The sequence below is a fragment of the Curtobacterium sp. MCSS17_015 genome, assembly GCF_003234265.2.
Taxonomy (GTDB): domain Bacteria; phylum Actinomycetota; class Actinomycetes; order Actinomycetales; family Microbacteriaceae; genus Curtobacterium.
This window is the reverse complement of sequence record NZ_CP126256.1, coordinates 692,961-707,165: the sequence shown is the minus strand read 5'-3', so window position 1 is coordinate 707,165 and position 14,205 is coordinate 692,961. Positions and strand designations below refer to the sequence as shown.

The 14,205-nt window shown below is 71.1% G+C and carries 13 protein-coding genes; 3 read left to right on the top strand and 10 right to left on the bottom strand.

What is annotated here, in order from left to right; translation table 11 throughout:
• The first annotated feature begins 80 nt into the window (after positions 1-80).
• Positions 81-794 carry a helix-turn-helix transcriptional regulator gene (locus DEJ18_RS03345; RefSeq protein ID WP_349775056.1) on the top strand — a complete coding sequence of 238 codons (714 nt, stop codon included), beginning with the start codon at positions 81-83 and terminating at the stop codon, positions 792-794.
• 98 nt (positions 795-892) lie between these two features.
• Complete coding sequence (locus DEJ18_RS03340) at positions 893-1,267, top strand: VOC family protein (protein ID WP_111209544.1); 375 nt, start codon at positions 893-895, stop codon at positions 1,265-1,267.
• 163 nt (positions 1,268-1,430) lie between these two features.
• On the opposite strand, the gene DEJ18_RS03335 is transcribed toward DEJ18_RS03340, so the two are convergent.
• The 10 genes from DEJ18_RS03335 to DEJ18_RS03290 form a co-directional block, all read right to left on the bottom strand.
• The gene (locus DEJ18_RS03335) at positions 1,431-2,234 is read right to left on the bottom strand and encodes an ABC transporter ATP-binding protein (protein WP_111081970.1); all 804 of its coding nucleotides are present in this window, start codon (positions 2,232-2,234) and stop codon (positions 1,431-1,433) included.
• Positions 2,231-3,043: an ATP-binding cassette domain-containing protein gene (locus DEJ18_RS03330; protein ID WP_111209543.1), complete on the bottom strand. Its 813-nt coding sequence runs from the start codon at positions 3,041-3,043 to the stop codon at positions 2,231-2,233. The genes DEJ18_RS03335 and DEJ18_RS03330 overlap by 4 nt, the downstream gene beginning before the upstream one ends.
• Positions 3,040-3,975, bottom strand: coding sequence for an ABC transporter permease (locus DEJ18_RS03325; protein WP_111209542.1), 936 nt, complete (start codon positions 3,973-3,975; stop codon positions 3,040-3,042). Before DEJ18_RS03325 ends, DEJ18_RS03330 begins: the two co-directional genes overlap by 4 nt.
• Entirely contained in the window at positions 3,972-4,934 is a 963-nt protein-coding gene (locus DEJ18_RS03320; protein WP_111209541.1) for an ABC transporter permease, read from the bottom strand. Before DEJ18_RS03320 ends, DEJ18_RS03325 begins: the two co-directional genes overlap by 4 nt.
• A 30-nt stretch (positions 4,935-4,964) precedes the next feature.
• The gene (locus tag DEJ18_RS03315; RefSeq protein ID WP_258376836.1) at positions 4,965-6,464 is read right to left on the bottom strand and encodes an ABC transporter substrate-binding protein; all 1,500 of its coding nucleotides are present in this window, start codon (positions 6,462-6,464) and stop codon (positions 4,965-4,967) included.
• A 110-nt stretch (positions 6,465-6,574) separates the two neighbouring features.
• Entirely contained in the window at positions 6,575-7,315 is a 741-nt protein-coding gene (locus tag DEJ18_RS03310) for a DUF1684 domain-containing protein (RefSeq protein ID WP_111209540.1), read from the bottom strand.
• Between the two features lie 148 nt (positions 7,316-7,463).
• Positions 7,464-8,894, bottom strand: coding sequence for a UDP-glucose dehydrogenase family protein (locus tag DEJ18_RS03305; protein ID WP_111209539.1), 1,431 nt, complete (start codon positions 8,892-8,894; stop codon positions 7,464-7,466).
• A gap of 152 nt (positions 8,895-9,046) precedes the next feature.
• A complete protein-coding gene (locus tag DEJ18_RS03300) occupies positions 9,047-10,216 on the bottom strand; it encodes a right-handed parallel beta-helix repeat-containing protein (RefSeq protein WP_111209538.1) in 1,170 nt (389 codons plus the stop codon).
• 3 nt (positions 10,217-10,219) lie between these two features.
• Positions 10,220-12,142, bottom strand: a complete 1,923-nt coding sequence (locus DEJ18_RS03295) for a right-handed parallel beta-helix repeat-containing protein (RefSeq protein ID WP_111209537.1) — start codon at positions 12,140-12,142, stop codon at positions 10,220-10,222.
• Complete coding sequence (locus tag DEJ18_RS03290) at positions 12,139-13,503, bottom strand: glycosyltransferase (RefSeq protein ID WP_111209536.1); 1,365 nt, start codon at positions 13,501-13,503, stop codon at positions 12,139-12,141. The genes DEJ18_RS03295 and DEJ18_RS03290 overlap by 4 nt, the downstream gene beginning before the upstream one ends.
• A gap of 398 nt (positions 13,504-13,901) precedes the next feature.
• Here DEJ18_RS03290 and DEJ18_RS03285 point away from each other — a divergent pair, with 398 nt between their 5' ends.
• Positions 13,902-14,177, top strand: a complete 276-nt coding sequence (locus tag DEJ18_RS03285; RefSeq protein WP_111209535.1) for a hypothetical protein — start codon at positions 13,902-13,904, stop codon at positions 14,175-14,177.
• Positions 14,178-14,205 lie beyond the last annotated feature (28 nt).

The window sequence follows — 14,205 nt, the reverse complement described above, 5'->3', positions numbered from 1 at the left end:
GACGCGAGCACGCGTCGGAGCAGGCATGGATCGGACGCGGTGGAAGCAGGTGGAGTGGCTTCCGGCGCCGGGGAGGCGTCGTGTCGGATGATGGGTCGGTGAACCGGACCGATCGTCTCTACGGTCTCGTGGAGGAACTGCGAGCTGTGTCGCCGCGTCCGCGAAGCGCGCGTCGTCTCGCAGAACGCTTCGAGGTGTCCGTGCGGACCATCGAGCGCGATCTCGCCGCGTTGCAGCAGTCGGGTCTGCCGATCTGGGCGGAGCCCGGCCGAACGGGTGGGTACGTCATCGACGCGTCAGCGACGCTCGGCCCGGCAGGGTTCACGCTGGATGAGGCGCTTGCGGTGCTGATCGGGCTCGGCTCGCTCCGCCACAGCCCCTTCCGGCACTCTGCTCGGACTGCCGCCCGGAAGATGCTCGCGGTCATGCCGGACCGGGACGCGACACGTGCCAGGGCCTTCGCATCCCGGGTGCACTTCCTGGAGCGTGAAGAGGACACGGCCGCGCCGGTCGAGTTCGCAGAGGCCCTGCGAGCGGACCGTGTCGTGCAGCTGCGCTACCAGGACGCCGGCGGTGCGGAGTCCTGTCGGGACGTCGAGCCGTTGGGGTCGATCGAGAAGGGAGGGCAGTGGTACCTGGTCGCCTGGTGCCGGCTCCGACAGGGTGTGCGGGCGTTCCGTGGAGATCGGATGCTCTCGGTCAGGGTCACCGATGAACGGCCTCCGATGCGCACACTCCGCGCCGAGGACCTCGCGATCCAGTACGGACGACTCAGGTCCGTCGTCGACGACTGATCGCCATCCGACGTCTTCCACGAAACACCGACAGGACGGTGTCGCGACGACCAGCGACGCTGGTGCTTCCACCTCACCAGCGCCACTGAAGGAGCCCCATGTCGTTCGCATCCATCCGCATCGTCACCGACGACCTCGAAGGTCTCATCGCGTTCTACGAGCAGGTCACCGGCCGGCAGGCCGAGCGCCCCGCCCCGGTCTTCGCGCAGTTCAGCGGCCCTGGCGCGAACCTCGCGATCGCCAGCACCGCGACCGTCGCGATGCTCGGTGGCGCTCTCACCCCTGCCACGAACCGATCCGTGTTCATCGAGTTCGAAGTCGCTGACGTCGACGGCGACTTCGCCAAGCTCAAGCCCGAGAGCGAGGACGTCATCCTCAAACCGACCACGATGCCCTGGGGCAACCGCTCCGCACTGGTCCGTGATCCCGACGGCAACGTCGTCAACCTGTTCAGCAAGCCGACCGCCGGCTAGGCGGAGAGCCTCACAGCAACCGCCGCAGCACACCGCGATGTCCGATCGGGTCGTCGCCCCACCGCGCGCCGCACCCGCCCTCCGTCAACAGCGTGGAGCAGGGAGGTCGTTCGACCGCCGCCCTACACGTCGGCGGTGCTCATGGACGCCCGGGCACACCGCCTCAACGCGGCAGCCGCGGCACCGCGTCGAGCAGCGCCCGGGTGTAGTCCGACCGCGGCGACGCCAGGACCGCACCGGTGTCGCCCTGCTCCTCGACCCGACCTCCGCGGAGGACCACGGTCGCCGTGCAGAGTCGGGCGACCACCGCGAGGTCGTGCGACACGAGCACGATCGTCATCCCGTGCTCCTCGGCGAGCCGCTCGAACAACTCGAGGACGGTGACCCGGGTCGTCAGGTCGAGTGCGCTCACCGGCTCGTCGGCCACCAGCACCCGTGGGCCGGACACGACCGCGCGGGCGATGGCGATGCGCTGCCGCTGTCCGCCCGAGAACTCGTGCGGGTACCGCCGACCGGCATCGGCACCGAGCCCGACGTCCTGCAACGCGGCGGCGACCCGGTCGGACGCCTCCGACCCCGACGCCACCTGGAGGGAGCGCAGCGGCTCCCCCACGATGCGGTCGACGCGCTGTCGGGGGTCGAGGGACGAGTACGGATCCTGGAACACGGGCTGCACGGCGGTCCGGAACCGGCGGAGCGCGGCGCGGTCACCGAGGTCGAGGGGCGCTCCGTCGAACGACACCGTGCCGCTGTCCGGCGCCGCGAGCCCGAGGAGCATCCGGAGCACGGTGGTCTTGCCCGCGCCGGACTCCCCCACGATGCCGAGGTGCTGACCCGGCTGCACGGCGAAGGAGACACCGTCGAGCGCCAGCCCCGCGCCGCCGCTACGGCCGGTGCCACCGGTGCGGCGGGCACCACGGCCGGGGTACCGGAACGTGACGTCCGACAGCTCGAGCATGGCGGTCATCGCGCACCTCCGCGTCGGCCGGCGTCGAGGGCGTCCTGCAGTGCCCGGGCGCTGCCGACGAGCCGCTGCGTGTACGGGTGGGTCGGCGCGGCGATGACGTCGCGGACGGGTCCCTGCTCGACGGCACGACCGTGTTCGAGCACGAGCACGCGGTCCACCGTCCGAGCGACCACGGGCAGGTCGTGGCTGATGAACAGCAGGCCCATCCCCCGCTCGGTCACGGCCCGGTCGAGGAGGTCGAGCACCTGCGCCTGCACCGTGACGTCGAGCGCCGTGGTCGGCTCGTCCGCGATGAGGACCCGTGGCCGGCACGCGAGCGCCATCGCGATCGCGACACGCTGCCGCTGCCCGCCGGACAGCTCCCACGGGAACGACCCGGCGACGCGGTCCGGGTCGGCGAGGGCGACGTCGGCGATCGCCTCGCGCACCGCGGCACGAAGGGCCTCCCCACGGAGTCCACGGTGCCGCCGGAGCGGCTCGGCGATCTGGTCGCCGGCACGCATGAGGGGGTCGAGCGCGGTCATCGGCTCCTGGAAGACGGGAGCGACGACTGCGCCACGGACCTCACGCAGGCTCCGCTCGCGCGCGTCGAGCACCTCGACGCCACCGACCCGGACCGAGCCGCTGGCGGTCAGCCCCGTCGGCAGCAGCCCCATGACCGCGAGCGCGGTGAGCGACTTGCCACTGCCGGACTCGCCGACGATGCCGAGGCGGTCACCGACGTCGACGGAGAACGAGACACCGTCGACGAGCGGGGTGCCGTCGGCGGAGGTGATGCGGAGGTCGGTGACCTCGATGGCGGACGTCATGCGGGCCTCCCGTCCGGCTCGTCGGTGGCGGACGCGTCCGGGCCGATCGCGGTGCCGACGCCGTCACCGGCGACCGGTGCACCGGCCGGGAGGCCCGGGGCGGCACCGCGCCCCGCTCGCCGTCCACGACGGGTCGGGTCCGCGACGTCGCGGAGCCCGTCCGCCAGCAGGTTCGCGCCGATGACCAGCACGACGAGCGCGAGGCCCGGCGCGAGGACACCGGCGGGCGCCTCGAACGCGGTCTGCTGGGCGTCCTGGAGCATCCGCCCCCAGGACGCGTTCGGCGGCGGTGCACCGAGCCCCAGGTACGACAGGCTCGCCTCGGCGAGGACGGCGAGGCCGAACTGCAGCGCGAGGTTCACCGCCAGGGTCGGCCAGATGTTCGGGAGCACGTGCTGGGTGATGATCCGCGGCCAGGCCGTCCCGGAGGTCCGCGCCGCCGTGACGTAGTCCTGGCGGAGCACCCGCCGGGCCAGGATCCGGACGAGCCGGGCGACGACCGCGGCCATGACGAGTCCGATCGCGACGATCGCCGTGCCGAGCGACGCACCGCGGGCGGCGACGAGGAGCATCGCGACGAGCAGCGTCGGGAACGCGATGACGATGTCGAGCACGGCGGACAGCGTGTCGTCGAGCCACGGTCGGGCGAACGCCGCCGCCAAGCCGATCACCGTGCCGAGGACGCCACCGACCAGGACGGCGCCGAGGCCGGTCGCGAGCGCGATGCGGGCGCCGATGAGCAGCTGCGTGGCGAGGTCGCGGCCGAGCGTGTCGGTGCCGAGCCAGTGCGCGGCACCCGGCGGGGTGAGCCGGCCGCCCGAGGTGTCGTAGAGCGAGTACGGCAGCCAGACGAGGGAGACGACCGCGGCGACGACGACCACACCGACGAGCACGATGCCCGTGGTCAGGGACACCGACCGGCGGGCGCTCATCGGTTCCCCGAGACGCTCGTGCGCAGGCGCGGGTCGACGATGCGCTGCACGACGTCGGCGACGAAGCCGATGACGAGCACCGCGACGGTGGAGACGAGCAGGACGCCCTGGATGCTCGGGTAGTCGTGCTGCTCGATGCCGGTGATGAGCATGCTGCCCAGGCCGGGCAGGGCGAAGACGCTCTCGACGACGACCGCGCCGAGGAACGTCGACGCGAGCTCGATGCCGAGCACCGCGATCACCGGGACGACCGCGGACCGGACGCCGTGCCGGAGGAACGCGGACGCGGTGGACGCACCGAGCGCCCTGGCCGTGCGGATGTGGTCGGCGCCGAGGACGTCGAGGACCGCGCTCCGCACGTACCGGGCGATCGACGCCGTCATCACGACCGCCACGGTGATGATCGGCAGGGCGAGCGACTCGAGCGCGTCGCCCGGGTACGTCCAGTCGTCGCGGGGGAAGCCGCTCGACGGCAGCAGACCCCACTGCAGCGACACCACCTGCACGAGCAGGATGCCGATCCAGAACACCGGGACCGCGATGCCGAGCTGCGTGACGCCGGACAGCAGCACGCCGTACCAGCGGTCGGCGCGGGCCGCTGCCACGAAGCCGACGACGCAGGCCACGACGACGGCGATGCCGAACGCGATGAGGGTGAGCGGCACGGTGACGACCAGACGCTGCGCGAGGTCGGGCAGCACCGGCAGTCCGCTCGTGAACGACGTGCCGAGGTCGAAGTGCAGCATCTGACCGATCCACTGCACGAACTGCTGCGCCAGCGGGAGGTCGGAGCCGACCGCCCGCCGGGCGGCGGCGATCTGGTCGGGCGTCGCGTTCGCCGCGAGGAGCGCGTTGGCCGGGTCGCCGGGCAGGATCCGCAGGAGCGCGAACACCACCACCAGGGCGACCACGAGCGAGAGCACGAGGATGCCGAGGCGACGGAGGACGTACGCGGTCATACGGGAGTGCGGATCCTGTCCGGTCGGGTGCTAGGAGACGGTGATGTCGGAGACGGGGAACTGCGAGTTCAGCCCGTTCTTCCAGTATCCCGTGACGTCCCTGTCCGACACGACGATCTGCGGGTACAGGTACAGCCAGGCACTCGCAGCGTCCCGCACGATCTGCTCGTTCGCCTGCTTCAGCAGGTCGGTCTGCTGGTCCTCGGACGTGGCCTGCTCGGCGTCCGTGATGTCCTTCTGGACCTGCGCATCGTCGTACCCGAAGTAGAAGTCCGGGTTGCCGTAGAAGACGACGTCGCGGTCGTTGACGTGCTCCTGCAGCGTCGCCTCGAAGTCGTGCTGCTGGTACACCTTCGTGTACCACTCGTCGGCGCTGATCGTGTTGATGTCGACGGTCACGCCGACCTTCTTCAGCGCGCTCTGCAGGTACTGCGCGACAGCCGGGTGCGGGTCGTACGACGGGGTGTCGAGCGTGAAGGAGAACCCGTCGGCGTGGCCGGACTCGGCAAGGAGTCGCTTCGCCTTCGCCGGGTCGTACGCGTTGACGCTCGTCAGGTCCTCGTACCAGGGGTCGGTCGGCGGGACCATCGAGCCGTTCACGGTGCCGTAGTCGCCCCAGATCGCCTGCAACAGGGCCTTCCGGTCGATCGCGGCCGAGATCGCCTGGCGGAGCTTCACGTCGGTGAAGGGGCCCTCCGCGTCGTTGAACGCCAGGAGTTCCTTGGTCGTGGAGTCGCCCTCGCTGACCGTGTACTTCGACTTGTCCGCGGTGAACCGGGACAGGGCGTCGGGCGACTGGATGCTCGTGACGACGTCGACCTGGCCGCTCGCGAGCGCGTTCGACAGCGTCGAGGCGCTGGTGAAGTAGTCGAACTCGACCCCGCCGTTCGCGGGCTTCTCGCCCCAGTAGCCGTCGAAGGGCTCGAGGGTGAGGGAGGAGCCGCGCTTGAACGCGCCGAGGGTGTACGGGCCGGTGCCGTCCTCCTCGGTCTTGAGGTCCTTCTCGTCGGCGGGGACGATCCAGACGTACGACAGGTTGTAGACGAACGAGATCGACCGCTCGGACAGGTGCACCACGACGGTCTCGTCGTCGGGGGTCTCGATCGACTCCACGACGGCGAGGCTCGACTTGCGGGAGGACTGCGAGTCCTCTGCGGTGACGCGCTCGATGGAGCTCTTCACGTCGGCGCTGGTGAGCTCCGCGCCACTGTGGAACTCGACGCCCTTCCGGAGCGTGAACGTGTAGGTGAGCCCGTCGGACGACGTGTCGTACGACTCCGCCAGCAGCGGCGTCACCTCGCCGTCGTCACCGAGGCGGAACAGCCCCTCGTAGACGTTGTCCTGGAACGCCTCGTTGACGCCCTGGCCGCCGCCGTCGACGTTCGACAGGTTGGTCGGCTCGTACAGCGAACCGATCGCCACGGTGGCGTCCGCCCCGGAAGACGATCCGCCGCCGGAGGACGAGCAGCCGGCGAGGGCGAGGCTGAGGGCGATGCCGGACGCGGCGAGCGCGACGATACGGGTCTTCACGGGGCTCCTGGTACTTAGGGGGAGGTGGGGGGGCTTGCAGGGTCTGGCTGTGCGGCCGGGTGACCGCGTGGCGCCGTGTCCGCGCGTGCGGCCGGCGGTCGTGTGGCGCGTCAGTCGCGGTGCGCGACGTACCGCTCGCCGGCGTGGACGGGCACGTGCACGCGGTTCTGGAACGGCGGGAGCGGGCAGTTGTACTGGTCGCTGAACCCGCACGGCGGCACGAACGCCTGGTTGAAGTCGAGGACGACGTCCGACTCCTCGCCCGTCGACGACCCGTCCGGGCGCTCGACGAACAGGAAGCGGCCCGTGCCGTAGGTGCGCTCGGACTCGTCGGTGCTGCGGTTCGTCGGGTCGCCGAACACCAGCAGCAGGGTGCCGTCGTCGTCGAAGGCGCTGAGGGTGTACTCGCGGTCACCGATCGTCGCCGTGATGTCCCCGGGGACGACGAGGTCGCGGGTGGCACCGGCGGCGTCGCGGAGGTGCTCGTACGGGATCGTCCGGCCGGGCTCGGCGGGCGTGAAGTGCGCGGTGATCCGCCACGACGGGTCGTACGGGAACACCGGGGTGTCGACGTACGAGCGGATCGCCGGGGAGTCCGCGTCCCACAGGCGGTGGCCGTGCTGCGGCGCACCGGTGTCCAGGTCGATCCGACGCACTCGGGTCGCGGTGACCGTCTCCGGCTGGTCGGCGAGCGCCGCGTCGAGGTCGGGCTCCTGGCCGATCGGGAGCCACTCGGTGCGGATCAGCGCCAGGTCGCCCTGCGCGCCGGTGACCCGCTCGCGGCGGGCTGCGCGCCAGGCGTCCCAGGAGGCGGGGGCGTCGTGCGTCGTGTCGGGGTCGGTGATGCTCATCGGGGACGAGAATCGCAGAGTGGCGTTCGGTATTCCCGACACGGCGTCACACAGGGCAACACGGCCGTGCCGCTGCGTGCTCAGACGTGCGCGGACCGGGAGTCCTCCCGCTCCCCGGTCCGCTCGGCGCGACCGGGGAGCGCGAGGGTCACGCGGAGCGCTGGAGCCGGTCCTGCTCGTCGACCGCGATCTCGACCGTGCGCGACGCGACCGGCCGGCCCAGGGCCCGGTACTCCCAGCCCGCCGCGCGGTACCGGTCCGCGTCGAGCGCGTGCCGGCCGTCGACGATCCGCCGGGTGTGCACGAGGGCGCCGAGGTCCTCCGGGTCGACGTCCCGGAACTGCTGCCACTCCGTGAGCAGCACCACGACGTCGGCGTCGATGACCGCCGCGGTCATGGACGGTGCGTACCGGAGTTCGGGACGGACGCGCGCGGCGTTCGCCATGGCCTCCGGGTCGTAGACCGTGACGATGGCGCCGGCCTCGCGGAGCATGCGGGCGACGTCGAGGGCCGGGGCGTCGCGGATGTCGTCGGAGTTCGGCTTGAACGCGGCACCGAGCGCGGCGACCTTCTTGCCGGCCAGCTCCCCGTCGGCCATCTCGGCGATCAGGTCCACGGTGCGCTGCCGTCGACGGAGGTTGATCGCGTCGACCTCGTCGAGGAAGCGCACGGCCTGGCCGACACCGAGCTCGTCGGCGCGAGCCGAGAAGGCCCGGATGTCCTTCGGCAGGCACCCGCCACCGAAGCCGAGGCCCGGCTTGAGGAACCGCCCGCCGATGCGCGTGTCGTGCGACAGGGCGCTCGCGAGCAGGCTGACGTCGGCGCCGGTCGCCTCGCAGATCTCCGCCATCGCGTTGATGAAGGAGATCTTCGTGGCGAGGAACGAGTTGGCGGCGACCTTGACGAGCTCCGAGGTCGGCAGGTCCGCGACGACGAGGGGTGTGCCCTCGTCGAGGACCGGCCGGAAGGCCGCGCGCAGCTGCGCCTCGGCCCACGCCGACTCCACGCCGAACACCAGGCGGTCGGGGTGGAGCGTGTCCTGGACGGCGTAGCCCTCGCGCAGGAACTCGGGGTTCCAGGCGACTTCCACATCGGCACCGGCCGGGGCGACCTCACGGACGAGCTCGGCGAGGCGGGCGGCGGTGCCCACCGGCACCGTCGACTTCCCGACGACGAGTGCGCGGCGGGTGATGTGGCTGGCCAGCTCACGGAACGCGCCGTCCACGAAGGTGAGGTCGGCGGCGTTCGACCCGCGCTGCTGCGGGGTGCCGACGCAGACGAAGTGCACGTCGCCGAACTCGGCGGCCTCCTGCATCGACGACGAGAACCGGAGCCGTCCGGATGCCAGCGCCTCGACCAGCTTCTCCGGCAGGCCGGGCTCGTGGAACGGGACACGGCCGGCGACGAGGGCCTCGACCTTCGACGGGTCGACGTCGACGCCGAGGACCTCGTAGCCGAGGACGGCCATCGAGACGGCGTGGGTGGCGCCGAGGTAGCCGGTGCCGATCACGGTCAGGCGGGGCTGTTCGGCGACGGGCGGGAGGTCCCGGGTCGAGATCGGGGTGACGGATGCGGACATGGTGCACGCTCGCTTTCGGGTAGCGGGGACATGGTGTGACGGGGAGGGGCGGACGTCCCGGTGACGGGACGTCCTGAGCGCACGGGTGGTGCCGCGCGACGGGCGCGGTGCGGTCGTGGAGCTCGGAGGGCGGGGTGCGGGTCGCGGCGCGGTCAGCCCGTGCAGCTCGTGGTGCTCAGCTCGTTCGTCCCGACGACGGTGTTGTCGCAGGACACCGTGTTGCCCTCGACGGGCCGGAAGGCGAACGCCACGCCCTCGGGGTTGCCGAGGTCGACGGTGTTGTCGGTGAAGGTGTTGTCGGTCCCCCAGCCCGAGAGCAGCTCATGCGTCTGGAACCCGTCGAGCGGTGAGTCGACGCCCCGGTTGCCCGAGACGGTCCAGCCGTTCCCCTTGACGTCGACCCACGAGTCGGCGTGGTTCTCGCCCTGCATGCCGGTGCCGTCGAAGGAGTTGTCGGACAGTGTCCCGCCCGTCGTCCCCTCCTTGATGTCGACGTTCTCGGCCGCCGTGTCGGAGATCGTGTTCCCGGTCACGACGTTGCGGTCGCTCCGGTCCTCCTGGCAGTCCGAGACCCGGCACCAGTTGCTCTTCGAGGACCCGACGTAGATCCCCTCGCCGAACTGGGGCTTGCGGAGCCCGGTCTTCGTGACGGCGTTCCCGCTCACGGTGTTGTCACTGCTGCCGGCGCGCAGGTGGATGCCCTCGTCACCGATCTCGGTGACGGTGATCCCCTCGACGCTGGAGTGCTGGACGCCGTCGAACATGACGCCCTTCTGCCCGTTGCGGACGGTGAACCCGGCGAGCCGCCAGTGCGACGCCCCGTCGAGGTGCAGGACGTAGCCCTTGTCGGTGGTCCCGCCGTCCAGCACGGCGTCGGCCGACCCACAGAGGGTGATCGGCTGCGCGGACGTACCCGCGGCGGACCCGGTGAAGGTGCCCGTGTAGGTGCCGGGCGCCATGGCGATGACCTGCCCCGGCGCCGCCTTCGCGAGTGCCGACGTGAGCTCCTCGGCCGTCGAGACCGTCGTGGTCGCGTCGGCGGTGCACGAGACGGCCGCGCGGCGTGCGTCCGGTGCCGAGGTCGGGGCCGTCGTCGGTGCCGTCGTCGGGACCGCTGTCGGCGCCGGGGCCGGAGTCCTCGTTCCGGTCCGGTCCGGCGACGGCGTCCGGTCGCTGTCGGACGACGGGGCGGACGCCGCCGCGCGGGGTTCGCCGGGCGTGCTCGTCGCGACCCAGACCCCACCGACCACGACCGCGCCGAGCACCACACCGGCAGCACCGACCACCAGGTGGGAGCGGAGTCCTTGCAGAGGTGTCGCCATCGGTCAGCTCACCGTCCGCGACGAGGACGCGCCGGTGTCGGCAGCGTGGGAGCCCTGCAGTGCGGGTGCCGGCGGCAGGCCGAGCGTTGCCGGGTCGATCGCACCACGGGTGAAGCTCGAGAGCGGTGCGAGCTTGGCGTAGGGGTGCTCGCCCGGCTCGGCGCGGCGACGGCGACGGACACCACCGACCGCAGCGACCAGCACCACCGTGAGCAGCACGAGCCAGAGCACGGTCAGGGGCTGGAAGACCGCTCGCAGCGTCACGAGCAGCGGCTTCGTCGAGTGCCACTGCACGGTCGTGTTGCCCTCCTGTGCTGCGCCGTCGGAACGGGCCAGGTCGATGGCGCTCGGGCCCGATCCACGCACCGCGTTGTCCTCGATCGCGGTGCCGGCGGACGGCCCGACCGTGGTGACGCCGTGCACCCGCGCCGCGCTGATGGTGTTGTCCGTCACCGACGACGCGGTGCTCTCGCGGAGGTACACGCCGATCTCAGCACCGTTCACCGAGTTCTCCGAGACCTCGGTCGCGGTCGGTCCGTCCAGCACGGCGATGCCGTTCTGCGCCGAGTCCTTCACGACGTTGTTGCGGATGACCACGTCGTCGGCGTCGTGCCGCACGACGATCCCCATCTCGTTGCCGGCCGCGGTCGACCCGCTGACCCGCACGTTCTTCCCCCCGATCACCTCGACTCCGTAGCGACCGTTGTCGGAACTCGTGCTGTCGGTGAGGGCGTTGTTGCCGTAGGTGGTGGTCGGCATGCCGGCGGCGTTCGGACCGGCCGCCAGGCCGCTGCCGTTCAGCGTGATCCCGTTCCGCCCGTTGTCCGTCGCCCGGACCTGGCTGAACACGATCCCCGTGGACGCCCGCGTCATCTTGACGCCGTCCATGGCGTTGCCGGTCGCCCGCACGGACGTGAACGTCGAATTCGTCACGTACCGGTGCAGCACCAGCCCGTCGATCAGGGAGCGCTTGACGGTGGCGTCCGACATCGTCACGCCGTCGGCGCTCGTCAGGAACAGCCCGAAGGCGTTCCCGTCGAACGTGACGTGCTGCACGAGGGCCGAGACGTAACTGTAGGAGCCCGCGTTCGCCGACCCCTCTCCGGTGCTGGGGAGCGCGCCGGTCGGCAGGATGGCGTTGCCGAAGACGTCCTTCGTGGTCCGCTTCGTCTTGCCCTCCTGGTCGCCGGAGGCCCGGTCGAGGGTGGTCAGGTCGGTGCCCGTGAGTGAGACGCCGCCCGTCGTGCCGCTCCAGAAGCCGAGGTGCGAGAACGAGGCGTGCTGCAGCGTCGCGGTGCCGCCCTGCACCCGGACGTAGGCCCGTCCGTCGGAGGTCTGCTCGTCGACGGCGCCGGCCTGCGGGTCCCAGGCGTCGATCGCGACCGGTGCCTTCGCGGACCCGATGACCTGGATTCCGCCGGCCTGCGTCACGATCGACACGAAGCCCTCGTGGTTGCTCTCCAGGTGGACGCGCAGCCCGTCCGGACTCGCCAGTCGGAGGGTGGCGCCGTTCTCGACGACGATGTTCTCGCTGAGGAGCCACGAGCCGTCCGGCTGCTTCACGAACGTCGACGGGGCGAGCTCGGTGAGGTCGTCGATCGTGTACGCGGCGCCGCGCGCCACGAGCACGAGGGTGTACGACGACCCGGTGGCGAGCCGGTACGGCTGGGACACTGCCAGCCCGCTCCAGCGCGCGGCGGACGCCAGGGCCCGCACGTTGTAGATCCGGTCGTTCTCGGCGGCGACGAGTCGCGCCTCCTTGTCCGGGTCACCCGCGTACGGCCGGCCTGCCGACACCGTCGTGCTGCCGGTCGGGGTCGCAGCGGCAGCAGCGGTCGGCGCTGCCGCCAGACCGGCGAGGACGAGGCCCGCGCCGATCGCCAGTGCCGTCGCGCCACGCAGGACCGAGGTGCGCACGGCGCTCATGCGGCCACCACCTGGTCGCCAGCGGAAGCGGAGGCCGCGACCGCGCCGGGCTGGACGACCACCCCGGGGGCCGAGCGGCGCGTCTCGGTGACGGGCTCGGGCTGCAGGGTCCGGGCCTGCTGGCCGTCGCCGCCGATCTGGTCGGCGTGCCGGGTGAGCCAGCCCTGCTTGTTCATCGTCACGAACGCGTACACCTTGATCGGGAGGGCGACAGCGATCACCACGAGAGCGAGCATCGGGAGCACCAGGAAGTCGAGCGGGTGACGCTTGAGGTTCGAGGCGCCGCGGACGGCGCGGCCGAAGAGCAACCAGCCGATCGTGAACAGGACCCCGAGCGTGCTCAACTCGAGCCGACTGAAGAGCAGGTACCACATCGTGATGCCCATCGTCACGGGCGTCAGGATGATCTGCAGCACGGTGATCTTCGTCACGAACGGCACGCGCCAGACCCAACCCTTCGCGATGGCGGTGAGGTAGGTCCGGTACGAGTTCCGGCTCCAGCGGATGCGCTGCTTGAAGAACGCCTTGCCGCTGGCCGGGAACATCGACAGTGCCTTCGCGGTCGACTGGTGCACGGTCCGGAACCCGGACGCGATCACCAACCACGTGAGCCGGCCGTCGTCACCGGCGATGCAGCGCCGACCGAGGAAGAACTCGTTCTCCAGGTTGTCGAGCACCGGCATCACGGCCGACCGACGGTACGCGGCGGTCCGACCGGACAGGATCGGGACGGCTCCGGCCGCACCCATGGCCGGGACGTAGTTGTAGTAGCGCAGGTTGACGAGCCAGTCCGCGATGATCCGCCAGATGCTCGAGTTGCGCTGGTACACGTTCTGCTGCGTACCGACGCCGCCCACGCGCTCGTCGACGAACGGCATCTGCACGGCCTCGAGCAACCCCGGCTCCCACGAGGTGTCGGAGTCCACGAGCACGAGCACGTCGTACTTCGCCCGCCGGATCCCCTCACCGAGAGCGCTGCGCTTGCCGACGTGGTGGAACAGGACCGGCTTGACGGTCGGGTCGCCGACGGCGACGATGCGCCGGTACGCGTCGGTGTCCGCGATGTCGAGCACGATGATGATCTCGTCCGGGTGCTGCTCGCGCCAGGTCTCCAGGCAACGGAGCAGGATGTCAGGGTCCTCGTGGAAGGACGGGACGACGACCGAGGTCGACGTGCGGAACCCGTTGACGACCGGCTTCGCGCGGGCGGACAACACCACGCGGTACACCCAGAGTGCCCACACGATGATCCCGGCGATGCCGATCGGGAAGTACTTGAGGGCTTCGTGCCCGAAGGCGGCGACGTTGTCGAGCACGACCTGGGTCGATGTCTGCGACGCGAGGAGGACGAGCGGTTGCATGAGGTTCGGGTCCTTCGTGCGGGTTCGGGTACGGGTACGGGCGGCCGCGGATGGGCAGCACGGCGCAGCGTCCGGTGCAGGGCGGCACAGGAGGCGCGGAAGGCGTGCGATGGCGGAGCCGTCGGGCACACCGGCAGACGGGGTGAGGCAACGCGGCGGAGCAAGAGAGGAGATCCACGAGTCCGGCTCGACTCCGAGCGGATCGTTTCGCTGAACGTACTCGCGGGTTCGGATCCCTCACAAGGGGGGAAAACCGCACCACGGGATTGCGGGAAGCCGCATCGCCCCGGGGAGGACCACCGAGCGGATCTCTCGCGACGGCGTCGACACTGCGGTGCACGTCGACGCACAGAAGGCCACGACGGGTGGGGTCGACTGGGGACAGGTCGTGGTCAGCGATGCGTTCGGAGCGGTCGGCAGCGAACCTCGGTGACGAGATCGCCTTCCCGTTCGGCGGCCAGGAGATCTACCGTCTGTACGGTGGGAACGCAACGTGGACGGGTGCTTCCTGGTCGCCGACGCACCCAGGATCGGTGTCCGACCACCGTGACGTCGCCGGCCTCCCATCCGGCCTCGCCGAATCCGGGTACAGCACGAATTCGGGTCGCTTCCTCATCGAGGGCACTCTGATCGACCCCGATGCCGCCGTCAGTGGAGTCAACCCGGAGTTCTGAAGTGAAACCGACCTACTACCTTTCGTCG

What these genes read in the sequence shown, in the direction of transcription:
- DEJ18_RS03340 (WP_111209544.1), top strand. Translation starts at nt 893, where the DNA reads ATGTCGTTCGCATCCATCCGCATCGTCACCGACGACCTCGAAGGTCTC.
- DEJ18_RS03335 (WP_111081970.1), bottom strand. Translation starts at nt 2,234, where the DNA reads ATGACCGCCATGCTCGAGCTGTCGGACGTCACGTTCCGGTACCCCGGC.
- DEJ18_RS03330 (WP_111209543.1), bottom strand. Translation starts at nt 3,043, where the DNA reads ATGACGTCCGCCATCGAGGTCACCGACCTCCGCATCACCTCCGCCGAC.
- DEJ18_RS03325 (WP_111209542.1), bottom strand. Translation starts at nt 3,975, where the DNA reads ATGAGCGCCCGCCGGTCGGTGTCCCTGACCACGGGCATCGTGCTCGTC.
- DEJ18_RS03320 (WP_111209541.1), bottom strand. Translation starts at nt 4,934, where the DNA reads ATGACCGCGTACGTCCTCCGTCGCCTCGGCATCCTCGTGCTCTCGCTC.
- DEJ18_RS03310 (WP_111209540.1), bottom strand. Translation starts at nt 7,315, where the DNA reads ATGAGCATCACCGACCCCGACACGACGCACGACGCCCCCGCCTCCTGG.
- DEJ18_RS03305 (WP_111209539.1), bottom strand. Translation starts at nt 8,894, where the DNA reads ATGTCCGCATCCGTCACCCCGATCTCGACCCGGGACCTCCCGCCCGTC.
- DEJ18_RS03300 (WP_111209538.1), bottom strand. Translation starts at nt 10,216, where the DNA reads ATGGCGACACCTCTGCAAGGACTCCGCTCCCACCTGGTGGTCGGTGCT.
- DEJ18_RS03295 (WP_111209537.1), bottom strand. Translation starts at nt 12,142, where the DNA reads ATGAGCGCCGTGCGCACCTCGGTCCTGCGTGGCGCGACGGCACTGGCG.
- DEJ18_RS03290 (WP_111209536.1), bottom strand. Translation starts at nt 13,503, where the DNA reads ATGCAACCGCTCGTCCTCCTCGCGTCGCAGACATCGACCCAGGTCGTG.
- DEJ18_RS03285 (WP_111209535.1), top strand. Translation starts at nt 13,902, where the DNA reads ATGCGTTCGGAGCGGTCGGCAGCGAACCTCGGTGACGAGATCGCCTTC.